This window comes from Nocardia panacis (assembly GCF_003598715.1).
Taxonomy (GTDB): Bacteria; Actinomycetota; Actinomycetes; order Mycobacteriales; family Mycobacteriaceae; genus Nocardia; species Nocardia panacis.
The window spans coordinates 162,331-185,983 of the sequence record NZ_QZFU01000013.1; the positions used below are offsets into that span (position 1 = coordinate 162,331).

The 23,653-nt window shown below is 69.9% G+C and carries 23 protein-coding genes; 16 read left to right on the forward strand and 7 right to left on the reverse strand.

Annotation, left to right across the window (positions count from 1 at the left end):
• The first annotated feature begins 185 nt into the window (after positions 1 to 185).
• Positions 186 to 1,295: an AraC family transcriptional regulator gene (locus tag D5S18_RS05735; protein WP_120038737.1), complete on the forward strand. Its 1,110-nt coding sequence runs from the start codon at positions 186 to 188 to the stop codon at positions 1,293 to 1,295.
• On the opposite strand, the gene D5S18_RS05740 is transcribed toward D5S18_RS05735, so the two are convergent.
• Genes D5S18_RS05740 through D5S18_RS05765 form a run of 6 tightly spaced genes read right to left on the reverse strand, consistent with a single transcriptional unit; the run spans position 1,187 to position 6,976 of the window.
• Positions 1,187 to 2,053 (reverse strand): sugar phosphate isomerase/epimerase family protein, encoded by an 867-nt coding sequence (locus D5S18_RS05740; RefSeq protein ID WP_120038739.1) that lies wholly within the window; start codon positions 2,051 to 2,053, stop codon positions 1,187 to 1,189. The two genes, D5S18_RS05735 and D5S18_RS05740, sit on opposite strands and share 109 nt — an antisense overlap.
• A complete protein-coding gene (locus tag D5S18_RS05745; protein WP_203236606.1) occupies positions 2,050 to 3,198 on the reverse strand; it encodes a dihydrodipicolinate synthase family protein in 1,149 nt (382 codons plus the stop codon). Before D5S18_RS05745 ends, D5S18_RS05740 begins: the two co-directional genes overlap by 4 nt.
• The gene (locus D5S18_RS05750; RefSeq protein ID WP_203236607.1) at positions 3,195 to 4,346 is read right to left on the reverse strand and encodes a Gfo/Idh/MocA family protein; all 1,152 of its coding nucleotides are present in this window, start codon (positions 4,344 to 4,346) and stop codon (positions 3,195 to 3,197) included. Before D5S18_RS05750 ends, D5S18_RS05745 begins: the two co-directional genes overlap by 4 nt.
• Positions 4,346 to 5,134: an ABC transporter ATP-binding protein gene (locus D5S18_RS05755; protein ID WP_120038741.1), complete on the reverse strand. Its 789-nt coding sequence runs from the start codon at positions 5,132 to 5,134 to the stop codon at positions 4,346 to 4,348. Before D5S18_RS05755 ends, D5S18_RS05750 begins: the two co-directional genes overlap by 1 nt.
• Positions 5,131 to 6,135, reverse strand: a complete 1,005-nt coding sequence (locus tag D5S18_RS05760) for an ABC transporter substrate-binding protein (protein WP_203236608.1) — start codon at positions 6,133 to 6,135, stop codon at positions 5,131 to 5,133. Before D5S18_RS05760 ends, D5S18_RS05755 begins: the two co-directional genes overlap by 4 nt.
• A 22-nt stretch (positions 6,136 to 6,157) precedes the next feature.
• On the reverse strand, positions 6,158 to 6,976 hold the full coding sequence (locus D5S18_RS05765) for an ABC transporter permease (protein WP_120038745.1): 819 nt from the start codon (positions 6,974 to 6,976) through the stop codon (positions 6,158 to 6,160).
• Positions 6,977 to 7,130: 154 nt separating this feature from the next.
• Here D5S18_RS05765 and D5S18_RS05770 point away from each other — a divergent pair, with 154 nt between their 5' ends.
• Positions 7,131 to 8,204, forward strand: coding sequence for a LacI family DNA-binding transcriptional regulator (locus tag D5S18_RS05770; RefSeq protein ID WP_120038747.1), 1,074 nt, complete (start codon positions 7,131 to 7,133; stop codon positions 8,202 to 8,204).
• Positions 8,201 to 9,349: a mandelate racemase/muconate lactonizing enzyme family protein gene (locus tag D5S18_RS05775; protein WP_120038749.1), complete on the forward strand. Its 1,149-nt coding sequence runs from the start codon at positions 8,201 to 8,203 to the stop codon at positions 9,347 to 9,349. The genes D5S18_RS05770 and D5S18_RS05775 overlap by 4 nt, the downstream gene beginning before the upstream one ends.
• Positions 9,350 to 9,401: 52 nt before the next feature.
• Here the strand turns inward: D5S18_RS05775 and D5S18_RS05780 are convergent, their stop codons facing one another.
• Positions 9,402 to 9,665 carry a helix-turn-helix domain-containing protein gene (locus tag D5S18_RS05780; RefSeq protein ID WP_120038751.1) on the reverse strand — a complete coding sequence of 88 codons (264 nt, stop codon included), beginning with the start codon at positions 9,663 to 9,665 and terminating at the stop codon, positions 9,402 to 9,404.
• A 213-nt stretch (positions 9,666 to 9,878) separates the two neighbouring features.
• Between D5S18_RS05780 and D5S18_RS05785 the strand changes: the two genes are divergently transcribed.
• The 13 genes from D5S18_RS05785 (at position 9,879) to D5S18_RS05845 (ending at position 23,651) form a co-directional block, all read left to right on the forward strand.
• Positions 9,879 to 10,205, forward strand: a complete 327-nt coding sequence (locus D5S18_RS05785) for a hypothetical protein (RefSeq protein WP_120038753.1) — start codon at positions 9,879 to 9,881, stop codon at positions 10,203 to 10,205.
• Positions 10,183 to 10,719, forward strand: a complete 537-nt coding sequence (locus D5S18_RS05790) for a DUF6879 family protein (protein WP_120038755.1) — start codon at positions 10,183 to 10,185, stop codon at positions 10,717 to 10,719. Before D5S18_RS05785 ends, D5S18_RS05790 begins: the two co-directional genes overlap by 23 nt.
• A complete protein-coding gene (locus D5S18_RS05795) occupies positions 10,707 to 11,567 on the forward strand; it encodes a helix-turn-helix domain-containing protein (protein WP_120038757.1) in 861 nt (286 codons plus the stop codon). The genes D5S18_RS05790 and D5S18_RS05795 overlap by 13 nt, the downstream gene beginning before the upstream one ends.
• A gap of 51 nt (positions 11,568 to 11,618) precedes the next feature.
• Entirely contained in the window at positions 11,619 to 11,948 is a 330-nt protein-coding gene (locus tag D5S18_RS05800) for a hypothetical protein (RefSeq protein WP_120038759.1), read from the forward strand.
• A gap of 184 nt (positions 11,949 to 12,132) precedes the next feature.
• Positions 12,133 to 13,395: a GlnX family signal transduction membrane protein gene (locus tag D5S18_RS05805; protein WP_120038850.1), complete on the forward strand. Its 1,263-nt coding sequence runs from the start codon at positions 12,133 to 12,135 to the stop codon at positions 13,393 to 13,395.
• Positions 13,392 to 14,357 carry a glutamate ABC transporter substrate-binding protein gene (locus D5S18_RS05810; RefSeq protein ID WP_120038760.1) on the forward strand — a complete coding sequence of 322 codons (966 nt, stop codon included), beginning with the start codon at positions 13,392 to 13,394 and terminating at the stop codon, positions 14,355 to 14,357. The genes D5S18_RS05805 and D5S18_RS05810 overlap by 4 nt, the downstream gene beginning before the upstream one ends.
• A gap of 6 nt (positions 14,358 to 14,363) precedes the next feature.
• Positions 14,364 to 15,512 (forward strand): hypothetical protein, encoded by a 1,149-nt coding sequence (locus D5S18_RS05815; protein ID WP_120038762.1) that lies wholly within the window; start codon positions 14,364 to 14,366, stop codon positions 15,510 to 15,512.
• 281 nt (positions 15,513 to 15,793) lie between these two features.
• Positions 15,794 to 18,046 carry a serine/threonine-protein kinase gene (locus tag D5S18_RS05820; protein ID WP_203236609.1) on the forward strand — a complete coding sequence of 751 codons (2,253 nt, stop codon included), beginning with the start codon at positions 15,794 to 15,796 and terminating at the stop codon, positions 18,044 to 18,046.
• A 160-nt stretch (positions 18,047 to 18,206) separates the two neighbouring features.
• Entirely contained in the window at positions 18,207 to 19,424 is a 1,218-nt protein-coding gene (locus D5S18_RS35575; protein ID WP_239003560.1) for a zinc-ribbon domain-containing protein, read from the forward strand.
• On the forward strand, positions 19,421 to 20,707 hold the full coding sequence (locus tag D5S18_RS05830) for a vWA domain-containing protein (protein WP_120038766.1): 1,287 nt from the start codon (positions 19,421 to 19,423) through the stop codon (positions 20,705 to 20,707). The genes D5S18_RS35575 and D5S18_RS05830 overlap by 4 nt, the downstream gene beginning before the upstream one ends.
• Entirely contained in the window at positions 20,707 to 21,501 is a 795-nt protein-coding gene (locus tag D5S18_RS05835; RefSeq protein WP_120038768.1) for a double zinc ribbon and FHA domain-containing protein, read from the forward strand. The genes D5S18_RS05830 and D5S18_RS05835 overlap by 1 nt, the downstream gene beginning before the upstream one ends.
• 28 nt (positions 21,502 to 21,529) lie before the next feature.
• On the forward strand, positions 21,530 to 22,384 hold the full coding sequence (locus tag D5S18_RS05840; RefSeq protein ID WP_120038851.1) for an SDR family oxidoreductase: 855 nt from the start codon (positions 21,530 to 21,532) through the stop codon (positions 22,382 to 22,384).
• A gap of 658 nt (positions 22,385 to 23,042) precedes the next feature.
• Positions 23,043 to 23,651: a recombinase family protein gene (locus tag D5S18_RS05845; RefSeq protein ID WP_120038770.1), complete on the forward strand. Its 609-nt coding sequence runs from the start codon at positions 23,043 to 23,045 to the stop codon at positions 23,649 to 23,651.
• The last annotated feature ends 2 nt before the right edge of the window (positions 23,652 to 23,653 follow it).

Genomic DNA, 23,653 nt, shown 5'->3' on the forward strand with positions numbered 1-23,653 from the left:
TTCGACCCGCACGCACGTCGAACTATTTCTCGAATCCGCAGCGCGACAGCGGTTTTCCATCTTGTGGCGCGGATCAGGTTGGGGGAACGCGTTTTAGCCGGTGTCACAGATCTTTCCCGAACCGCTGCCGTATCCGGAACGCGTTGATACATTGCGCCAACCAATGCCTCACCGAGGATGCGAAGATGTTCGACTGGGATTTCCGGCGCGGCACGGCAGGCGTGCACGTGCTCATGCAACTGGCCGAGGAACGCGGGCTCGACCCCGACCGATGTTTCGCCGGCACGACACTCACCCCGGAGGCGGTGCTCGCCCCCGATGCGGAGGTGACGGCCCGCCAGGAGTTGCGCGTGGTGCGCAACCTGTTGGCCCACTGCGGCGACGAACCGGGCTTGGGTCTGGAAGCCGGTGCGCGCCACCATATCTCGCTCTACGGCCCGTGGGGTCTGGCGCTGGTGGGCAGCCGGACGGTGCGCGAGGTCGTGGAGGTGGCGCTGCGCTGTCTGGAGTTGGCGTTCGTCTTCGGCGGACTCGTCTTCGAGGAGGACACCCAGGAGGGTCGCCTCGTGGTCGAGAGCGCCGAACTACCGGCCCGGCTGCGCACCTTCCTCACCGAGCGCGCCATGGCGGGCCTGCAGACCATCGTGGTCGACCTGTTCGAGACCGCGCTGCCCATCCGGCGGGTCCTGCTGCGCGACCAGGCCCCGGCCGAGATCATCCGCTACCGCGACACCTTCGGTGTGACACCGATTTTCGACGCGACCGCCGATCTCATCGTCATCGACGGTCGCGGTCTGGACCTGTCGCTGCCCCGCGCGGGGGACTGGGCGCGCGGCAGTTGCGAACAGCTCTGCCGCGACCTGCTCGACCAGCGCGCCCCCCGCGCCGGGGTGGCCGCCGAGGTGCGCGACGTGCTGGTGCGCGATCCTGGCAGGCTGCCGGATCAGTCGGCGGTGGCGGGCGGCCTGTTCATGAGTCCGCGCACCCTCTCGCGGCGGCTCAACGAGGAGCGCACCTCCTTCCGCGCCCTGCTCGACGAGGTGCGCCAGATGATGGCCGAGGAATTGCTCACCCACACCGACCTGACCACCGAGCAGTTGGCCGCGCGCCTGGGCTACGCGGAGGCCGCGTCGTTCATCCGCGCGTTCCGCCGCTGGAAGGGTTGTCCGCCACAGGAGTTCCGCGCTCACCGCACCTCGGTGACGAAGCGGCGGATCAGCGTGGCCAGCACCTGGTCGCCGTCGGCGGCCCAGACGTCGGCGTTGAAGATCTCCACCTCGATGTCGCCGCGATAGCCCGCCGCCTCGACCGCCGCCGTCAAGGGCCGGAAGTCGATGACACCGTCGCCCATCATGCCCCGCCCCAGCAGCGGGTCCGGCGGCAGCGGCACCAGGAAATCGCACACCTGATAGCCGGCGATGCGGTCGCCCGCGCGGGCGATCTGCGCGAAAACCTCGGGATCCCACCAGAGATGGAAGGTGTCCACGACGACGCCGACCGATTCGACGGGCCACCGCTCGGCCAGATCCAGCGCCTGTTTCAAGGTGGACAGCACCGCCCGGTCCGCGCAGTACATCGGGTGCAGCGGTTCCAGCGCCAATCGGACGCCCGCCGCGCGCGCGTGGGGTTCCAGCTCGCCGATCCGGTCGGCGAGCCTGGCCCTGGCGCCGGCGAGATCCCTGCTGCCCGAACCGATTCCGCCCGCGACGACCACCAGGCAATCGGTGCCGAGGGTCGCGGCCTCGTCCACGGCGCGACGCGCGTCGTCGAGATCGAAGTCGGGGGCGGTGAATCCGAACGCCCGACACAGCGACGACACCCGAAGTCCCGCTGCCCGCACGGTTCTCGCGCTCGCTTCGAGCCCGTACTGGGCGACCTTCTCCCGCCACAGCCCGATGGAGGCGATACCGGCCCGCTCGCAGCCCGCGACCGCGTCGGCCACGCTCCATTTCCGAGTCGTCCACTGGTTCAACGACAGTCGCGCCAACCGGGGATCACCCGGACCGGGCGTGGGCAGGGCGGCGGGACGCCCGCCGGGCACATCGACGGTCATACGCCGACCCCGTGCACCGCGAGCAGCCGCGCCATCCTGGCCTCGGCCAGTTCCGGGTCCGGCAGCAGCCCGGCCCGATCGGCCAACCGGAACACCTCGGCCAGATGCGGCAGTGACCGCGCCGACTGCGCGCCGCCGACCATGGCGAACCCGTCCTGATGTCCGGCGAGCCAGGCCAGGAACACCACACCGGTTTTGTAGTGGAAGGTGGGGGCCTCGAAGATCTTGCGGGACAACACCACGGTGGGGGCGAGGATCGCGTGGTAGCGGTCGAGATCGCCCGCGTCCAGGGCCGCGAGGGCGGCAGCGGCGGCGGGGGCGATGGCGTCGAAGATGCCCAGCAGCGCGTGCGATCCGGAGGCGATGAGCTCCGGGTAGTGGAAATCGTCGCCGGTGTAGAGCTTCACACCCGCGGGCAGGGTGGCGCGCAACCGCACCTCGTGGTCGGCGTCGAGCAGCGACACCTTCACCCCGTCGACCTTGTCCGCGTGCGCCTCGATCAGATCCAGGAAGTGGCCGGTGGCCTTGTCGCGGTCGCCGGAACCCCAGTAGCCCGCCAGCGCCGGATCGAACATCTCACCGAGCCAGTGCAGGATGACCGGCCGGTCCGCCTCGGCGAGCAGCCGGTCGTAGACGGTTCGATAGTCGCCGGGGCCGGTGGCCAGGGCCGCCAGGCGGCGGCTGGCCATCACGATGACCTGCGCTCCGGCGGAACGGATCTCGTGGATCTGGGCGCGGTAGGCGTCCACGATCGCGTCGAGGCTCGCGGCGTCGGGGGCGTTGTCGGTGCCCGCCCCGCAGGCCAGCAGCGTGAACGGGTCGCCGAGTTCGGCGGCGGCCGCACCGGAACGCGCGATCAACTCCTCGGTGGCGGCCCAGTTCAGGCCCATCCCGCGCTGGGCGGTGTCCATGGCGTCGGCGACCCGGAAACCGTGCGCCCACAGGTGCCGCCGGAACCGCAGCGTCGCATCCCAGTCCAAAACGGCGGGCGCGCCGGGGGCGTTGGCGGCCGACGGTTGGGCCACCACATGGGCGGCGGCGAACGCGATCCGCGCCGCGGGCGGCCCCTCGGGGCGCGCCCACGTCACCGGGGGCCGGAGGGTATAAGGCTCGAGTGTGCCTGCCGCGGTGGGCAGCGCGATCACAGCGTCAGCTCCGCAACCTCGACGCGGCGACCCTCGCGCGCGGATTCCAGTCCGGCGGCGGCCAATTGGACGCCACGCGCGCCCGCGAGGAAGTCGTACGGGAACGGGGCGTCCTCGACGACGTGGCGCACGAACATCTCCCACTGCACCTTGAATCCGTTGTCGAACACCGCGTTGTCGGGCACCGACTGCCAGCCGTCGCGGAAGGAGTGCGCGTTGGGCAGATCCGGATTCCACACCGGTTTCGGTGTCGCGCCCCGATGCTGGATCCGGCAGTCCCGCAGCCCGGCCACGGCACTGCCCTCGGTGCCGTCGACCTGGAATTCCACCAGTTCGTCGCGATGCACCCGCACCGCCCAGGACGAATTGATCTGCGCGAGAACACCGCCCGCCAACTCGAAGATGCCGTAGGCGGCGTCGTCGGCGGTGGCCCGATAGGTGCGGCCCTGTTCGTCGACCCGCTCGGGAATATGGGTCGCGGTCCGCGCGTACACCGCCTCCACTCGGCCGAACAGGTTCTCCAGCAGGTAGTTCCAGTGCGGGAACATATCCAGCGCCATACCGCCGCCATCCTCGGCGCGGTAGTTCCAGGACGGGCGCTGCGCGACCTGCCAGTCACCCTCGAACACCCAGTAGCCGAATTCGCCGCGCACCGACAGGATCCGGCCGAAGAAGCCGCCCTCGATCAGCCGCCGCAGCTTCAGCAGGCCCGGCAGGAACAGCTTGTCCTGCACCACACCGTTCTTGACGCCCGCCGCGGCGGCCTGCCGCGCCAGTTCCAGCGCGGCGGGCACGTCCTCGGCGATGGGCTTCTCGGCGTAGATGTGCTTGCCCGCCGCGATCGCCGCCCGCACCGCGTCCACCCTGGCCGTGGTGACCTGGGCGTCGAAGTAGATCGAATCCTCCGGATCGGCCAGGGCTTCGGCGAGATCGGTGGTCCACCGCCGCACGCCGTGCCGCTCGGACAGGGCGCGCAACTTCTCGGCGTCGCGACCGAGGAGCATCGGGTCCAGCAGCACCCGCGATCCGTCCGCCAGCGCCACCCCGCCCTCGGCGTTGATCGCCAGCACCGAACGCACCAGATGCTGGTTGTAGCCCATCCGGCCGGTGACACCGTTCATCACCACACCGAGCCTGCGCTCACTCACTACAGATCCCTTCCCGCACCCAACAATTCGCGCACCCGCGTCGTCGCCGCCGCGAATGCCGGATCGGCCATGGTGGCCGAATAGTTCCTGATCTTCGGCAGCCGCACCGCGATCTCCTCGGCCACCGTGCTCGGCCGCGCCGAAAGCACCACGACCCGATTCGCCAGATACACCGCCTCGGCGATGGAATGGGTCACCAGCAGCACCGTGGTGCCGGTCTCGCGCCAGATGCGATGCAATTCCACATTCATCTGCTCGCGGGTCAACGCGTCCAGCGCGCCGAACGGCTCGTCCATCAGCAGGACGCGCGGCCGGTGCAGCAGCGCCCGACACAGCGCCACCCGCTGCTGCATACCGCCCGAGAGTTCGTGCGGCAGTGCCTCTTCGAATCCGGTCAGGCCGGTCATGGCGATGAGCTCGTCGGCGCGTTCGCGCGCCAGAGCGGGCTCCATGCCGCGCATCTCGGCCTGCAACAGGATGTTTCGGCGCACACTGCGCCAATCCAGCAGCGCGGCCCGCTGGAAGACGAACCCGATATCGTGGCGCGGACCGCGCACCGGCTGCCCCAGCAGCCGCACCGCGCCCGCCGAGGGGGTCAGCAGACCCGAGACCAGTTTCAGCAGCGTCGATTTCCCGCATCCGGACGGACCGACCAGGGAGACGAACTCACCGGGCGCGATACCCAGCGACACCTCGCCGATCGCGGTGACATCCTGCTTCTTGCTGCGGAATCGCACCGCCACGGCGTCGATCTCGACGGCGCGGGTGGGCACTGCGGTGACGCTCATCGGGTCGGGGCCACATCTTCGGCCCAGACCGTGCCCAGATCCAGTTGGGTGCCGATGATCTCGGTCTGCTTGAACGTGTCGATGGTCTGCTGCCAGTCCACGGCCGTATTCGCGCCCGGCAGCAGGGTTTTCGACGCCTCGGTGTGCAGCAGGGTCAGGGTGGTCTTGAACTGGTCGACCAGCACCGCCGCAGGCGGCAACTGCTCCGACGCGCCCGCCATGGCCGCCACCGCACCCTGCGGATCGCGCTCGGCCGCGCTCCACGACTCGCTCATCGCGGCCACCATCCGCTTCACCAGATCCGGTTTGCGCGCCAACTGTTGACGGGCGGTGATCAGACCGTCACCGAAGAAGTTCAGCTTGAAATCCGAGAACCGCAGATACGACATGGGTTTGCCGGACTTCTCCTGGATGGTCGGTCCCTGATCGTTGGCGAAACCGATCAGCGCGTCGACCCGACCCGAGAGCAGCGCGGCGATCTTGCCCGCCGCGTCGGTGTTCTCCAGTTTCACGTCCTCGTTGTTCATGCCGTTCTTGCGCAGGAACGCCGGGAAGGTCTTCGACAGCGCGTCACCGGCGGTGGCCGCGATCTTGATGCCGCGCAGATCGGCGGGCTTGCTCAGCCGCTTCTCGGCAAAGGACTGCACCGAGGCCGGGGTGGTCTGCAGGAACACCCCGACGCTCTTGACCGGGACGCCCTTCTCCGCCGCCGACAGCACCGCCGCGGTGTCGGCCCAGCCGAATTCGCTCTGTCCGCCGCCGACCGCCTGCACCGTCTTGCCCGAGCCCTGCCCGGCCTGCACCTTCAGATCGATGCCGTATTTGGCGAAGATGCCCTGCTTGACCCCGTAGTAGATCGGGGCGTGCTCCCCGTAGGGGTACCAGTTCAGGGTCAGGGTGACCGCTTCGTTCTTCGAACCTGTGGCGCTGTTGGAGCCGCACGCGGTGGCGGCGGTCAACAGCAGCGCCGAAAACAATGCGGCCCATGGGATTCGCTTCATCTTCATGGGATGGGGCCTTCCGCTAGAGGGTGGTGGTGACGGCCTCGCCGCGGCGACTGGCATGCCAGGGCAGCAGGAGCCGTTCGGCGATATCGAGCGCGACGAAGGCGATGATGCCGATCAGCGACATCACCAGCAGCGCCGCGAACAGCAGCGGGGTATCGAAATTTCCATTGGCCTGCAGGATCACATAGCCCAAACCCTCGTTGGAGCCGACGAATTCGCCGACCACCGCACCGGTCACCGCCAGGGTGACCGCCACCTTCAAACCGGAGAACAGGTGCGGCAGCGCCGCCGGAAACCGAATCTTGACGAAGGTGCGCAACGCGCCACCGCCCATGGTGTCGGCCAGTTCGAGCATCTGCGGATCCACCGATTTCAACCCGGTGACCGTGGAGATCACCACCGGGAAGAACGCGATGAGCACCGCCATGACGACCTTGGGTCCCGGCCCGAAACCCAACCACACCACGAACAGCGGCGCGATGGCGATCTTCGGGATGACCTGGGCGAACAGCAGCACCGGGTACAGGGTCTGCTCGACGGTGCGCGAGTAGACCATCACCACCGCGGCCAGTACGCCGAGCACCGCGGCCAGCACGAAGCCGATCACGGTCTCGTAGGTGGTGACCCAGCTGTGCTGGGCCAGATACGCCGCCTTGTCCACCGCGACCGACAGGGTGCGGCCGGGGGAGGGGATCAGATAGTCCTCGACCAGGTGCGCGGCGCTGATCAACGCCCACAGCGCGAGGATGCCCACCAGCAGCGCGACCGGCCGCCAGATCCGCGCCAGCGCGGACAGCCAGGCGTCTGGACTCGATAGGTTGCGGCGCACGCTCATTCGAACGAACCTTCCCGGTACTCACCCGCACTCACGATCCTGTACCGAGAGTTCTCTGCTACCTTGGGGTCTGGCTGAAAGCGCTTACAAATTGCTTTCGCGAGAAACATAATTCGCAGGGCACACAGGGTCAAGCGGTAGCGAGAGGTCCGCCATGGCTGAACACACCGGGGTCACCCTCGCCGACGTCGCCGCCGCGGCCGGGGTTTCGGCCGCCACCGCCTCCCGCGTGCTCAACGGCACCGCCAGGGTGCGCGCCGAACTGCGCGAGCGGGTGCTCGCCGCCGCCGAGCGACTCGCCTACTCGCCCAACGCCTTGGCCCGCGCACTGGCCAGCGCGTCGAGTCCCGCCGTCGGCGTCATCGGCCACGACGTCGCCGACCCCTACTTCGCGGGCATCACCCGCGGCGTCATGCGCGCCGCCACCCGCCACGACCTGCACGTCATCCTCGGCAGCACCTTCCGCGACCCGGACCAGGAGATCTCCTACACCTCCATGCTGCGCGGTCAGCGGGTGCGCGCGGTGCTGCTCGTCGGCTCCGGCTTCGAGGACCGCGCCTGGCAGGAGGCCATGCGCCGCGAACTCGACCTCTATCGCGGCACCGGCGGTCGCATCGGCGCGGTCAGCCGCCATCCGGGTCTGCGCATCGACTCGGTCCTGCCCGACAATCGCGGCGGCGCGGGCGAATTGGCGCGCGCCCTGCTCGCCCTGGGCCATCGCGAGTTCGCCGTCCTGGCCGGACCGCCCGCCCTCACCACCGTGGTCGACCGGCTCGTCGGATTCCGGGAGGCGTTGGCGCAGGCCGGGATCGACCTGCCCGAGGACCGGATCGTGGTGGGTGAGTTCACCCGCGACGGCGGGCACCGTGCCGCGCGGGAACTGCTGCGCCGCCACAGATCCGTCACGTGCGTCTTCGCCATGGCCGATGTCATGGCGGCCGGAGCGCTCACGGCCTTCCGCGGCGCCGGTCTGCGTGTGCCCGAGGACATCTCGCTCGCCGGATTCGACGATATCCCGCTGGCCGTCGATCTCACGCCCGCGCTGACCACCGTCGCGCTGCCGCTGGCCGAATTGGGCGAGCGGGCACTGGAATTGGCGCTGCTGCCCGAACGGGCCAGCAGGCCCAGGGTGGAGCAGATCAGGGGCGAGGTGGTGCTGCGCGCCAGCAGCGCGCCGCTCGAGAACGGCATCCGACCCCGACCCCGGACAGAAGGCGAACAACCATGAGTTACGGCCCGCGCATCGACCGCGTCGAGACCTTCGCCGTCGCCCTGCCCACCCTGCGCGACTTCGGCGTCTCGGGTGGCGCGGTGGCGGTGGCCGGGAAACCCAGCATCCGCATCCTGGTGAAGGTGAGCGCCGAGGGCGCGTTCGGCTGGGGCGAGGCCACACCGATCCCGGCCTGGACCTACGAGACCGCCGAATCGATCTACACGACGATCGACCGGTATCTCGCCCCGGCGCTGCTCGGACAGCCGACCTGGGATCTCGACGGTGCGAACGCGATATTCGAGCGAACCATCAACCGCGGCTTCTCGATCGGCGCGCCGCTGGCCAAGGCCGCCGTGGACGTGGCGCTGCACGATCTGCGGGGTCGGGCGGCGGGCGTGCCGGTGGGCGTGCTGTGGGGGCAGCGGCGCGTCGAGCGGATCCGACTGGCCTGGATCGTGTCCGGACAGACGCCCGCGCAGGCCGCCGACGCGGTCGCCGAGGGCGCGGCGGCGGGCTACGGCGCGTACAAGGTGAAGGTCGGATTGCACGACGAGGCAACCGATCTCGCCGTCGTGGCCGCCGTGCGCGCCGCCGCGCCCGACGCGCCGCTGTGGGTCGACGCCAATCAGGGCTACTCCGTCGACGCCGCGCTGCGGCTGGCGCGTCGACTGGCCGATCTGGGGGTCACCGTATTCGAACAACCGTTGCCCGCCAACGACATCGCGGGACTGCGGCGATTACGCGCCGCCAGTCCGCTACCCGTCGCCCTGGACGAAAGTTTGCGCCACCCTACCGATTTGGCGAGTTTCGTGCGTCTGGAGGCGATCGACGTGGCCATCGCCAAGGTGCAGCGCAGCGGGGGATTGACCCTGTCGCGGCGACTGTGCCAACTCGCCGAGGACTGCGGGGTGCGGCTGGCCGGATCCGGACTCACCGACTCCGATGTCGGCCTCGCCGCCTCGCTGCACCTGTTCGCCGCGCACGGGATCACCGAACCGGTGGACCTCAATGGGCGACAGTTCCTCGAATCGGCCTATGTGGGCGGTGCCACGGTGCGGATCCGGGACGGTTACGCCGAGGTCCCGACCGGGCCGGGGCTGGGCGTCGAGGTGGACGAGGACGCGGTGCGCGCGCTGGCGGTGGATGTGCTCGCCCGGTAGCCGAAATCGACACGGCGCCGGGCGAATTCGTCGCACGTTCGCAGGCCCGGCGTCAGCGCCAGTGCGTTCGCAATAGTGCGGCCGCGCGCACCCCGTCGGGCGCGATCGCCCATCCCGTCGCGGGCACCGGACGCACATACCGCAGCGCCCACAGCGACGGTAGGCACGACCGCACCTGGGTATCGGATTTGCCGGTGCGCGCGGCGATCTCCGCCACGCTGCGCGCGACCCCGTCCCCCAGGCAGTGCAACACCGCCCGTTGATTGGGGCCGAGCCGGGTAAGGCACGCCACCACTCGGATCCGTTTGCGATTCACCGTTGCGGCACTTCCCTTCGCACACCCCCGCGCCGATTTTTCGCCAAGCTTCTTCGACTCTGCCCTGCCACTACGACCCCGACGGTACGACCCGGCGCGCCGCGAACCTATCGAAGTGCGCGAAAGTGCGTTCACCCTTGCCGGTCAGGACCGCAAACGGCCACGATGAGGAGTACCCAATGCACTCGTTCGCGACACGAGGGGGCTTTCGGCATGAAGATTCGACTTCTCGGCGGGCCGTCCGGCGGTCAGGGATCGCCACGGCTGTACGCCACCGACCGCGACACCTTCGCCGTGCAGGGCTGGAAGACCGGTCGCGCCGACCGCGTCGAGATCCCGCACCGACTCATCGCCTACGCCGAACCGGGCACCTGCCTGGCGGGTCTGGCCGACACCGGGCACGGCACCTTCCTGCTCACCGGTACACCGGTCACCGATCCGGAGGCGTTGGCGGCCATGAGCATTCCGAGCCACGAGACCGTACTCGAGCTACCGGTGGGAAGGGAAGTGATACCGGATGAGGCTCATCCTCGCCGGTGAATCGTTCGACCAGATGATCGACCAAGCACAGCACAGGGCATTCCATTTGGAGACCGAGGACCAATACCTGGCCGCCGCCGAGGCCGATTCACTGCGCGCCTGGCTGGCCGATCCGAGGACCGATCCCGGCGGCGACTGGTTCGCGCCGTGGGCCGCGCAGGTCCGCGCGACGGTGGCCCGCCGCGTCGCGGTCCAGCGGGTCCGTATCGTCAGCGAACCGCATACCGACTACACCAGATATCTGCTCGCCCTGGCCGAACACAATCGTGCCGCGGGCGAGCAGATCCGCTATCTGCCGCGCGCGCGAGCCGATCCGCGCGACGCGGTCGCCGAGGATTTCTGGATGCTCGACGACGCCACGGTGGCCTACAGTGTCTTCGACGGCGCAGGCTACTGGATCGGCGCGGCGGTCACCGAGGACCCGGTCCTCGTCGGGACCGCCGCCGATATCCGCGACCGCGTCTGGTCGAAATCAATTCCGTACGGAGACTACGTAATTCGATGGCAGGAGTAAGCGCGGCCGATCAGGCCAGACAGGTGCTCGGAGCCCGACTGCGCGAGCTCCGCAAGGACGCTCGCCTCGACGGCAGACAATTCAGCACCGCGGCGGGCTGGCACTGGTCCAAGACCAGCCGCATCGAACACGGCAAACAATCCCCCAGCGAGGACGATGTCGCGGTGTGGTGCCGGGTCTGCGACGCCGAACTGGCGCTACCGGATCTCATTGCGGCGCTGCGCAATGTGGAGGCGCAGTGGGCGGAATGGAAGCGCATCACCGCCACCGGGCACGCGCGCCGCCAACGCCGCGGCGTGGAACTCGAGGGCCGCACCAGACTGCTGCGCGTCTACACGGTGGTGCTGCTGCCCGGCCTGCTGCAGACCGAGGACTACGCCAGAGCCGTACTCACCCAGTGCATCCGCTTCCTGGGCACCCACGACGACCTCACCGACGCGGTCGCGGCCCGCATGGAACGCCAACAGGTGCTCCATCGCGGCAACCACCGCATCGCCACCCTGGTCCACGAATCGGCGCTGCACACCGTCGTCGGGGATCCGCGCGTCATGGCCGACCAACTGCGCCGCCTGCTCGACGTCGCCTTCGACAATCCGCGCCTGATCTTCGGGGTGGTCCCGCTCGACGCCGAATTCATCTACACCACAACCTCGTTCGACATGTTCGATCAGCGCATGGCCCTGGTGGAGACCATCAGCGCCGAACTCACCGTCACCCGCCCCTCCGAACTGCGCTACTACGAGCAGGCGTGGGCCGGGCTGCACCGGCAGGCCCGCTACGGCGAACAGGCCAAGGAGATCGTGCGCGGCGCGCTGGCGCGCTGGACACGCCGGATCAGTGGAACGTAAAAATGACCTTCCGGCGCGCGCGACCCACCCCCGGTGTGCGACCCTGAATCAATGAGTCTGCGCCCCACGGCAATTGGCTACCTGCGCCGGGATGTCTCCGGCATATCCCAGGTCTGGGACGAAACGCTCATCCGCAGCCTGGCCAAGCGCCTCGGCTACGATCTGGCCAAGACCATCGCCTTCGGCCCCGAGACCGACGACCCGATCGGCAGACTCGTGGGGTCGGTGCACAAGGTCGCCGCGGCGGCCGTGATCGCCCCCGGCCCCGCCCATTTCGAGGGCGAGATCCCCGCCGCCCTCATCCGGGCCTGCGATGTGGTGACGGTCGCGCCGGAGACCACCTACACCCGATTGGCCGAACCGGACGACGACTGCGCCTGATCCCGACGCGCCCGTTCCCGGCGGCACGCTGCGCCGATACCATGTCCAGACCCCTTGCGTCGATACCGATTTCGCGGCGGTGGACCGTGGCCGAACCGGGATGTGCGCACCCGACGACAATGTCGGATCGCTGCACTACTATCGCGATCGGGAACACCGGCCAGGGCTCGGAAGGGGGGGCGGTGTGGGATCTCGGCTCTCCACCACGCTGCGGGCCGTCGCGCGATGGACGCGTCGGTTCGCGGGCACCGCGCCCGGCGCGCTCGGCGGAGTCCTGGTGGTCACCGTCGCGCTGTGTCTGCTCACCGCGTTCGTCGGCGCGCAGCAGTTGAGCGGCAAGCTCGCCCAGCGCACCACCCTCCTGGAACACACCGAGCCGCTGGCCGACGCCGCACAGCGCCTGTACGTGGCGCTCTCGGCCGCCGACGCCACGGCCGCCACCGCATTCCTCTCCGGCGGTATCGAATCGGCCGAGGTCCGCGTCCGCTATCAGCAGTCGCTGGCCGACGCCGCCACCGCACTGGCCGCCGCCACCTCCGGCGCGGGCGACGAGCAGACTCGCCGCGTCGTGGCCCGCGTCGCCGCCGACCTGCCCGCCTACGCGGGCATGGTCGAGGCGGCCCGCGCCAACAATCGCCAGGGTTTCCCGGTCGGCTCCTCATATCTGCGCGAGGCGTCCGCGCTCATGCAGGGGTCGTTGCTGCCCAATGCCGAGCGGCTCACCACCGACCGCTTCGCCGCCGTCCACGACCAGGAGCGCGCCCTGGCCGGGCCGCCCGCGCTCACCCTGGCGCTGTTGACACTCACGCTGCTGGCCTGCCTCGGCGGGTCGTGGATCCTGTTGCGGCGCACCAACCGCCTGGTCAATCTCGGAGTGGCGGCGGCGGCCGGGGCCACACTGCTGGTGGCGTTGTGGACCGTCGCCGCGGGCCTCACGGCCGCCGCCGCGGTCGACAACGGCGCGCGCACCCGCTTCGAAACCCTCGCCCGCGCCCGGATTCTGGCCCAGCAGGCCCGCGCCGAGGAAACCCTCGAACTCATCACCCGAGGCGATATCACCGCCATCGAGACCCAATACCGCACCCACAGCACCCAACTGCGCGACCGGCTCACCGGCACCCTGTCCGGCACGGCCGCCGCGTGGCCGGAGCTGGCCGCGTGGTCCGGCAGCCACGACAAACAGGTCCAGGCGTATCAGCGCGCCGACTATCCCAGCGCGGTCGTGCAGGCCATCGGCCCGGCCCGCGACGGCTCCGCGTTCCGCTTCGCCCGGCTCGACGAGGCGCTGCGCACCGAGATCGACCGCACCAGAGGCGATCTGCGCGACGGCGTCGACACCGCGGGCACCGCATTCCTGCTCAGCCCGGAGGGCGTGCCCGCGCTGCTAGCGCTGGCGGCGGGTGCGGTCGCCCTCGGCATCTGGCCCCGGCTCGAGGAGTTCCTGTGAACGGTCACCGGCCCTGGTCCCACGTGGCGCTGCTCGCGGCCGCGCTGCTGCTCACCGCAGCCTGCGCCGCGGCGCGGGTGCCGAATATCGAATCGCTGGCGCCGGTCGCGCCGCTGCCGCCCGACGCCGCCGAGATCCGCACCCCGCCACAGGGACCCGGCGAGGGCAACTGCGATGTCGAGGCGAGCCTGAGCCCACGCCGGCGCGCGGGCGCGCTGCCGCCCGCCTTGGCCGCCATCGCGGGCCGCAAGCTGCGGGTCGGCGTCGATCAGAACACCTACCTATTCGGCTTCCGCGATCCGAGCACCGCGCAGTTGGCGGGCTTCGATATCGACCTGGCCGGTGAGATCGCCCGCGACCTCACCGGAGACCCGAACCGCGTCGAGCTGCGTTCGGTCACCGCACAGGAACGCACCCAGGCCCTGCAGAACAAGCAGGTCGACGTCGTGGTCCGCACCTTCACCGCCACCTGCGAACGCCGCCGCGACCTCGACTTCTCCACCGTCTACTACTACGCCGAGGAGAAATTCCTGGTCCCCAAGGGCAGCGGCATCGGCAACGACGTCGCCGACATCGCGGGCAAGCGGGTGTGCGTCCTCAACGGCAGCAGTTCGGTCGCGGCGATGTTCGCGCTGCCGCGCCGCCCCGTCGTCATCGGAGCCACCAGCTGGACCGACTGCCTCGTCGCCCTCCAGCAGGGGCAGGTCGAGGCGATCTTCGGCGATGTGCCGATCCTCGCCGGACTCGTCGCCCAGGACCACAACCTCGAGATCGTCGGCCGCTCCCTGGGCACCGGCGCGTACGCGGTCGGCATCGCCAAAGGCAACGAGGACCTGGTCCGCTTCGTCAACGGCGTCCTCGAACGGGTCCGCGCCGACGGCACCTGGCAATCCATCTACGGCAGGCACCTGTCCGCCCTCGGCCCACCACCCGCCCCGCCCCAACCGAAATACTCCGGGTGAGCCGCCGTGCCGCCACTCACCCTCACCGAGATCGACCGCGAATTGGCCACCCGCACCGAGGAAATCGACCGCGTCGCCGCCACCCTGCTCGATCTCGACAAGCATCCGGGCCTCACCCTGCTGCGCCGCTTCGGCCCCACCGGGGCCACCCTCGCCCGCTGGGAACCGATCCGCGCGGCACTGGACCTGATGTGGGAGGACTTCGGCCGCATGCGCGCCATCCTGGACCAGGCCGCCGCCACCCGAGGCGGTAAACACCGCCTCACCGAACCCGAACGCGCCGAACTCACCCGCCTGCTGCGCGGCCGCCCGCACGAGGCCGCCCGCACCCCGATCCCGCTGGCCCGCCGCACCGTCGACGGCCCCAGCGAGACCGTCCTGTTCGTCGGCCTCGCCGACACCCTGGACCGCATGCGCGCGTACTTCCCGGAGATCGCCGAATTCCTCGACGAGGTAGACGCGGCCAACACCCGCGCGGGCACCGGACTCGCCCCGCTACAGGAACGACTCGATCGGCTCGGCCATCCGCTGCCCGCCCTCAGCGCCGAGATCGCCGACCTGCTCGCCCGATCGGCCACCGACCCGCTCTCGCTCACCGATATCGAAACCCGCGTCGCCGCCCTCACCGACCGGCTGTCCCGCGAAGCGGCCCTGCTCGCCGAACTCGAAGCCCTCCGCGCCGACTGGCCCGCCGCCCACGCCGCCACCGCCACCCGATTGACAGCACTCGCCGCCGCCGTCGAACGCGCCCACCAGGCCAGGATCGAGGCCGAGCACACCATCCGCACCGGCCCCCTGCCCACCCATCCCGACCCAACCCCCGGCCTGCGCACCGAATTGGCGGCGCTCACCCACCCCGATGCGGCCGCCCTGCTCGCCCTGCGCCGCCGGATCGACGCGGCGCTGGCCGAAGCCGACCACGATTGCGAACTCGCCAGGGGCCTGCTGGAACGCCGCCGCGAACTGCGCGGCCGACTGGGCGCGTATCAGGTCAAAGCGGCACGCTTGGGCGTCGGCGAGGACCGCGACGTCCTCGCCTCGCACCGCATCGCGCAGGGACTGCTCGCGCGCACCCCGTGCGACCTGGCGGCGGTCACCAGGGCGGTCGCGGACTATCAGCAGGTCATCGGGGCGAAGTCCGGGAGGCGGGCGTGAACTGTCGGGAGCCGGGATGCGACGGAACCGTCGTCGACGGATACTGCGAGGTCTGCGGGACAGCGCCCGCCACGTCGCCCGAGACGCCGTGCGGTGAACCCGGTTGCGGGGGACGCGTTCTCGATGGGTTTTGCACCACGTGCGGTACCGCGCCGAATGCGTCGGGCGGCTCCGGCGCGCGGGCGGCGAGCACCGGGCCGGGGCAATGTGCCGAACCCGGTTGCGAGGGAACCATCGTCGACCGGTACTGCGACACCTGCGGAACCGCGCCCGGCGCGGCCGTGTCCGGGTCGACCGCGGTCCCGCCGAACGAGCGACCACGCTGCGCCGAACCTGATTGCGATGGCACGATTCTCGACGGATATTGCGATACCTGCGGGGCCGCGCCCGCACCGGAGCGGACGGCGCAGACGGGCACGAGCCGGACCGGGCGGTCGGTGCGGACGGGGCGGGGGAGTTCGTCGCGATCGAGCGTGCGGGGGTGGTTGGGGGCCGGGATGGTGGAGGTCCCGAGGATGCCGCGCATCGACCCGGCCGCCGCCGTGTTGGCCGAGCCGCAAGTGGCGCAGGAGAAACGGTTCTGCGGGAGTTGCGATCGGCCGGTCGGGCGGGGACGCGACGGCAAGCCGGGGCGCTCGGAGGGGTTCTGTCCGCATTGCGGGGCTCGGTTCTCGTTCACGCCGAAGTTGGTCGCCGGGGAGTTGGTCGGCGGCCAGTACGAGGTGGCGGGTGCGCTCGCGCACGGCGGGCTCGGGTGGATCTACCTGGCGGTGGACCGCAATGTCAGCGACCGGTGGGTGGTGTTGAAGGGACTGCTCAATACCGGTGACGCGGATGCCATGCGGGCGGCGTTGGCGGAGAAGCGATTCCTGGCCGAGGTGGAGCATCCCAGCATCGTCAAGATCCACAATTTCGTCGAGCACGCGGGGGCCGATGGGGTGCGCGTCGGCTACATCGTCATGGAATACATCGGCGGCACCTCACTCAAGCAGATCCTGCGCGCTCACCGCGACACCGACGGCACCTACTTGCCGCCCGCTCAGGCCATCGCCTACATCCTGGAGATGCTGCCCGCGCTGGGCTATCTGCATTCCCTGAATCTGGCCTACTGCGATTTCAAACCCGACAATGTCATGCAGACCGACGAACAGCTCAAACTGATCGACCTCGGCGCGGTCATCTCGATGGACGATCCGGACAGCCCCATCTACGGCACCCTCGGCTACCAGGCCCCCGAGATCGCCGAGACCGGCCCCACGGTGGCGACCGAGGTGTTCACCGTCGGCCGGACACTGGCGGTGCTCATGTTGGCGGTCCCGCAGGTGGCCGGGCATTTCGGGGATCTGCCCGGCCCGGAGTCCGAACCGCTGCTGGCCCGGCACGATTCGCTGCACCGGCTGCTGCTGCGCGCCGTCGACCCCGACCCGGAGGTCCGCTTCTCGTCCATGGGCGAAATGGCCGACCAGCTCACCGGCGTGCTGCGCGAGGTGCTCAGTGCCGAGGACGCGGTCCCGCGACCCGGTATGTCGGCCTACTTCGGCCCCGCGCGCGGCGTCTTCGGCGTCGGTATCGCCGCCGTCCCCGATCCGGCAGGTATCGTCGCGGCACTGCCGATCCCGCTCGTCGACCCCACCGACAGCGCCGCCGCCCTGCTGGCCACCACCACCGGCGCGACCCCCGTCGAGTTGGAACGCGCGTTCGCGGCGGGCCTGCGCTCGGTGGTCACCGGTGCGGGCGAATCCACCGAGATCCCGCTGCGCCTCATCCGGGCCGCCCTCGAATCCGGCGATCCGGCCGACGCCGCCGCCCGCATCGCGGCCCTTTCCGACACGCTTCCCGGCGATTGGCGACTCGCTTGGTTCCGCGCGCAAGCGCATCTGCTGTCCGGCGAGCTATCCGATGCGGCAACGGAATTCGAGGCCGTTTACGCGGCGCTGCCCGGTGAGGCGGCGCCCAAGCTCGCGCTCGCCGCCGTCTGCGAGCTGATCGCGCACACCCGCACCGAAGCCCCGCTGTCCGAGGCTCATTCGCGGTCCGTGCGCTACTACGACACCGTGTGGCGGACCGATCGCAGCTTCCTGTCCGCCGCGTTCGGATCGGCCCGCATGCGTTTGGCGTCGGGCGATCGCCAGGGTGCGATCACCATCCTCGATCAAGTCGATCCGAGTTCGGCCCGCTACACCGAGGCCAGGCTCGCGGCGGTCGAGACGCTGCTCACCGATCGCCCACCCGCCGATATCACCGAGTCGGTGCTGCGCGACGCGGGCGGACGCGTCACCACCCTGACACTCGATTCCGCGCGACGGGCCGCCGATATCCGCAAGCAGGTCCTCGTCGCCGCGCTCACCTGGCTGGGTGCGGGCAACGCCCCGACCGATCCCGCCCCGCTGCTCGACGCCCCGCTCACCGATCCCGGCGTCCGCACCGGGCTGGAACGCTGCTATCGCGCGCTCGCCCGTGAGGCTCCCGATATGTGGGCGCGGATCGCCCTGGTGGAGCAGGCGAACAGCATCCGGCCCAGGACCACGCTGTGAATCCGCGCCCCGGCCCCGAGATATCCTCTGCCACAATTGATCCTGTCGGTGTGGCATCGGGGGAGGTTTCTCGGGCCTCGGGGTGGGGTCGGGTGGATGAAGACAATGTGGTGTTGGTCGGGTGGGGGAGGAGAATGGTGTCGTTCGGGAGGGGGAAGCGATGACGGTCGCGGCGATGCGGTGCACCCGGTGCGGAGCGCGGGTCGAGCAGGCGGACCGGTTCTGCGAGGAGTGCGGGCGCGATCTGGCGGGTGAGCGAATCGCCTTGCCGCCCACCGATTCCGTCGCGGACGGGCCGTGTCGGGGCTGTGGCGGCGAGCAGTACGACGTCGATGGGTATTGCACCGCGTGCGGTGAGTTGTGGTCCGCGCCGGACCGACATGCGGCGGCGGTCGACGCGGTCGCGGTGATCACCGATCGCGGTCTCGTCCACGCCCGCAACGAGGATTCCGTCGCGGCCATCGTCATGGACGGGGTGACGATCGTCGTTGTCGCCGACGGTGTCTCGACCTCGGAGGATCCTCGGGCGGCGTCGGGTGCGGCGACTCGTGCGGGCGCCGAGGCCACTCGCCTGGCCTTGGTCTCGGGCGCGGCGGATCCGGAGGCGGCGATGGCCGGTCTGTCGGCGGCCGCCGAGGCCGTTCGCGTCGTCGCGGCGCAGGGTCAGGCTCCGTCGTGCACCTACGTCTCGGCCATCGTTCGCACCACCCCGTCGGGCACCGAGGTCACCACCGCGAATGTCGGTGACAGCCGGGCCTATTGGCTGTGCGGCCCCACCGGGCACGCCGCCCCACCGCCGGACACCGAACTCGTCGACTCGACCCCATCGGATCCCGCGGACCGAGCCGCCCGTCCTACGCCGTGGAGTCGGGCGAAGTCGGGAGTCGGTAGTATTCCGGCCTCGAATCCTCCTGTGCCACAGCCGACTTCAGGGTCCGTTTCGGAAGACGATATACCGGATGTGGTGGATTCCCGTCCCGCCCACCGCATTCCCCGCGACGGCGCATCACAGCGACTGACCCTGGACGATTCCTGGGCGCAGGCGCTGGTGACGGCGGGTGCGATGGACGAACGCGCCGCGATGAACGATCCGCGCGCGCATATGCTGCTGCGCTGGTTGGGGGCCGATGCGGGGCCGCGGCCATGGGCCGCGGGGTGTGTTCGCACGGTCAGGGTGCGCGGCGCGGGCGTGCTGCTGGTGTGCAGCGACGGCCTGTGGAACTACGCGCCGGAGGCGGAGGAGTTGGCGGCGCGGGTCGCGGGGGCCGCGCCGATGCGGGCCGCGCGCGATCTGGTCGATTTCGCGGTGGCGTGCGGCGGCGGCGACAACATCACGGTGGCGATCGTCGGTGTCGCACCTTCAGGAGGTATGTCATGAGTTCCGGAGCCGAACAAGGGTTTTCGGTCGCGATAGATCAGAACGAGTATCTGGCCGAGGGACAGGGCACCGTGGACGCGGTGATCACCGTCGAGGCCGGAGCGGGCATCGAGGCGGTCGATGCACCGCAGCAGCGGTTGGAGATCCTGATCATCGACACCTCGGGGTCGATGGCGTCGTCCCGGAAGTTCGAGGGCGCGCGGCACGCGGTGCTGGCGGCTCTGGACGCGCTGCCCGACGGTACGCATTTCGCGATCGTGGAGGGTACGGCGCTGGCCCGGCTGGTCTTCCCGACCGATGTGCCGTCGCTGCCCGCGAACCGCGATTCCCGGTCGGCGGCGCGCCGCAAACTCGACAGGCTGCGCCCGACCGGTGGCACGGCGATGGGCACCTGGCTGGGTCTGGCCCGGCAGTTGGCGCTCAAACATCCCGACGCGATGGTGCACGCGATCCTGCTCACCGACGGCAAGAACGAGCACGAGGAACCCGCGGCGCTGGCCGCGGAGATCGAACTGTGCCGTGGACATTTCACCTGCGACTGCCGGGGTGTCGGCACCGATTGGCGGGTGGAGGAGTTGCGGTCCATCGCCGCGGCCCTGCACGGCACCGTCGATATCGTGGCCGATCCGGCGCGGCTTGCGGCCGATTTCACCGCGATGACGCGGGGGTCGATGGCGAAATCGATCCCGGATCTGACGCTGCGGGTGTGGACGCCGGTGGGTGCCGAGGTGCGTTTCGTCAAACAGGTCGCCCCGACCATCGAGGATCTGACCGCCCGCCGGGTCGAGGCGGGTCCGCAGATCGGGGAGTACTCGCTGGGCGCGTGGGGCGCGGAGGATCGCGACTATCACGTGCAGGTGCGGGTGGAGCCGGGCGCGCCGGGGCGGGAGAAGCTCGCCGCCAGGGTCCGGGTCGCGGCGGGCGATCAGGTGCTCGGCGAGGGCCTGGTGAAGGCGACGTGGACCACCGACACCGAACTGTCGACGCGGATCAGCCGCCGCGTCGCCCACTACACCGGTCAGGCGGAGTTGGCGCAGGCGGTGCAGGAAGGGTTGGCGGCCCGCAAGTCCGGCGATCTGGAGACCGCCACCGCGAAACTGCGGCGCGCGGTGGAATTGGCCGCCGAATCCGGCAACGAGGGCACCGCGAAACTGTTGCGCGGTGTGGTGGAGGTCGACGAGCGCCACGGCACGGTGCGGTTGCGCGCCAAGGTGCAGGCCGCCGACGAGATGGCGTTGGACGCCCGTTCGACCAAGACGGCGCGGGTGCGGAAGGGGGAGTGATGATCTGTCCCGACGGTCACGATTCGTTGGCGACCGACTACTGCGATGTGTGCGGGGCGCCGTTGGCGGTGGTGGCCGCGCCGACGGTGGCCGCGGCGATCCTCGCGTGTCCGGCGTGCGGTTCGCCCGCGTCCGGTCGATTCTGCGAGGTGTGCGGATTCGATTCGGCGCTGCCCGCGCCCGAATCCTCGACGCCGCGAGGAGAGCTTGCCGAGCTGTCCTCGGTTGCGCGGGAGTCGCTTTCGCCGCCGACGGGAACCGGGCAGGGCGGCGCGGAATCGTCCGCGGCACAGTCGAGGGTCGATCCGAGTTCCCTCGCGTCGCGGGAGCCGATCGAACCTTCCGAAACTGTTGTGGCACAGCCGAGTCCGGTGCAGCACTGGGTGGCCACGATCTTCGCCGACCGCGAATTCTACGACCGCGTCCTGGCCCGCAAGGGTCCCGATGCCGATCGGGTGGAGTTCCCGACCTTCTACCCGCAGCGCCGGATAACCCTGGGCGAGGGGCAGGCCCTGATCGGGAAACGCAGTGTGTCACAAGGATTGACGCCGGAGATCGATCTGGGGATCCCGCCCGCCGACGCGGGGGTGTCGCGGGCGCACGCGACACTGCTGGTCACTGGCGAGCGGTTGACGGTGACGGATCTGGGGTCGACCAACGGGACCAGCCTCAATGGCAGCGAGGAGTTGATCCCGGCGCGGACGGCGGTGCCGCTGAGCGACGGCGACCGGATTCACCTGGGCGGGTGGACCACGATCGTGGTCTCGCGCGATTCGGCTGCCCCGCTTCTATAGACACCGTTGTTCCTCTATGGTCGTCGGCATGACGAAGTTCGGCGGCAAATGCTGTGTCATCACCGGCGCGGCCAGTGGATTGGGCCGCAGCACCGCACTGGCGGCGGCGGCCATGGGGGCCTCGGTGGTGCTCACCGATATCGCCGAGGCGGGTCTGCACGAGACCGCGCGGCTGGTGCGGGACGCGGGCGGCGCCGTGCGGTTGGCGCGGGTGGCCGATGTCGGTGATCACGCGTCGGTGGTGGAGTTGGCCGCCGAGACCCACGCCGAGGTCGGCAGCGTGGACATGGTGGTCAATGTGGCCGGTATCGCCACCTGGGGGACGGTGGATCGCCTCACCCACGAGCAGTGGCGACGCACCATCGATATCGATCTGATGGGTCCGATCCACATGATCGAGGAGTTCGTGCCGCCGATGATCGAGGCCGGTCGCGGCGGGCACCTGGTCAATGTGTCCTCGGCCGCAGGACTTTTCGGCCTGCCGTGGCACGCGCCCTACAGCGCGGGCAAGTTCGGTTTGCGAGGAGTGTCGGAGGTGCTGCGCTTCGATCTGCGCCGCCACCGGATCGGGGTGAGCCTGGTCGTGCCCGGCGCGATGGCCACACCGATGGTCGACAGCGTCGATATCGCGGGCATGGACCGCTCGGCCGCGGCCCTGCGCCGCGGCATGGCACTGTTCCAGAAGCACGCCGTGACCCCCGACGCCGCGGCCCGCTCCCTCGTGCGCGGCGTGGAACGCGACCGCTACCTGGTCTACACCTCCCCGGACATCCGCATCGGCCATCTGGCGCAACGCTATATCCCCCCGGCCTACACCGCCGCGATGCACGCACTGAACTGGGCCATGACCCGCTACATCGAAAAGCCCGCAGCCCAAAAGTAATTCGCCCCGCGATCGGTGCGCCCGTCGCGGGGCCGCCGATCGCCCAAGCGGGGGGGGATCATGGGTGGCAGCGGGACGCAGGTGGAAGAACCCGCTGCGTCTGCCCGCGAGATGTACGACGAACGCGGCCGCGGGGCAAGAGTCGCTACCGCCGTCGCTCAGATCGCCGAGACCTTCGCGGTGTCGCGCAAGTCCGTCTACCGCAACCCTCGACCGGTCAGTGTTCGGAAGTCGTTGGTGCGGAACTGATCTCACTCTCCCGGCGGCGTGTTGTCAGCTTCGGCGGAGTTGTTCCTCGGCGCGGTCGAGCAGTTCGCGGACATGGTTGTAGGCGGCGAGGTAGTCCGCGGTGGTGGGGTGGCGCCATTACCGCGGTTGTCGGCCCAGGAATCCTGAAGCTGTCATGAGCCGCAAAGTAGATCCGGTGCGCGGATCACGGGCGTATGTGGGGGTGGGAGCCGAATACAGGGGAAAGGGGGCTGCGGCGGGGGGACACCGATGCTGGTAATTGGACCTGAGCGAGGTGTCCGTTAGGGGAACCCTCAACGGACACTCCACCGGACGTTAGCCGCAGGCCGCCACAAGGGCGAACGCTGTCTCATATAGGCCGCACGGATAGATTCTCGATGAAGGGAGGCTATCCGTTACGCTTCCGGTCATGTCCGGCACGTTGATCGGCTATGCCCGATGCTCCACCGATGCCCAGGATCTCACCGCCCAACGCGACCGGTTGAGTGAGCTCGGTGTCGTCGAGGAACGCATCTATCTCGACCGCGGCCTGACCGGCACCAAGCGGCAGCGCCCCGGGTTGGATCAGGCGCTCGCGGCGGTCCGCGCCGGTGACACTCTCGTCGTGCCCAAACTCGACCGGCTCGCCCGCTCGGTGCCGGATGCGCGGGCGATCGGGGACGACCTGGCCGGTCGCGGGATCAAGCTGTCGCTCGGCGGGCAGGTGTACGACCCGCACGACCCGATGGGCAAGATGTTCTTCAACATCCTGGCCACCTTCGCCGAGTTCGAAGTCGACCTGCTGCGCATGCGCACCCGCGAGGGCATGGCCGTCGCGCGCGCCAAAGGCCGCCTCCGCGGCCGTCAACCCAAGCTCTCGGCCAAGCAGCGCACCGAGCTACGGCGTATGCACGCCAACGGCGAGTACACCATCGCCGACCTCGGCGAACTGTTCGGCGTCTCCCGGCCCACCATCTACCGCACCCTCCAACGCGACAACACCCACGCAGCCCGCGATGACACCGCCATGAACGGATAGCA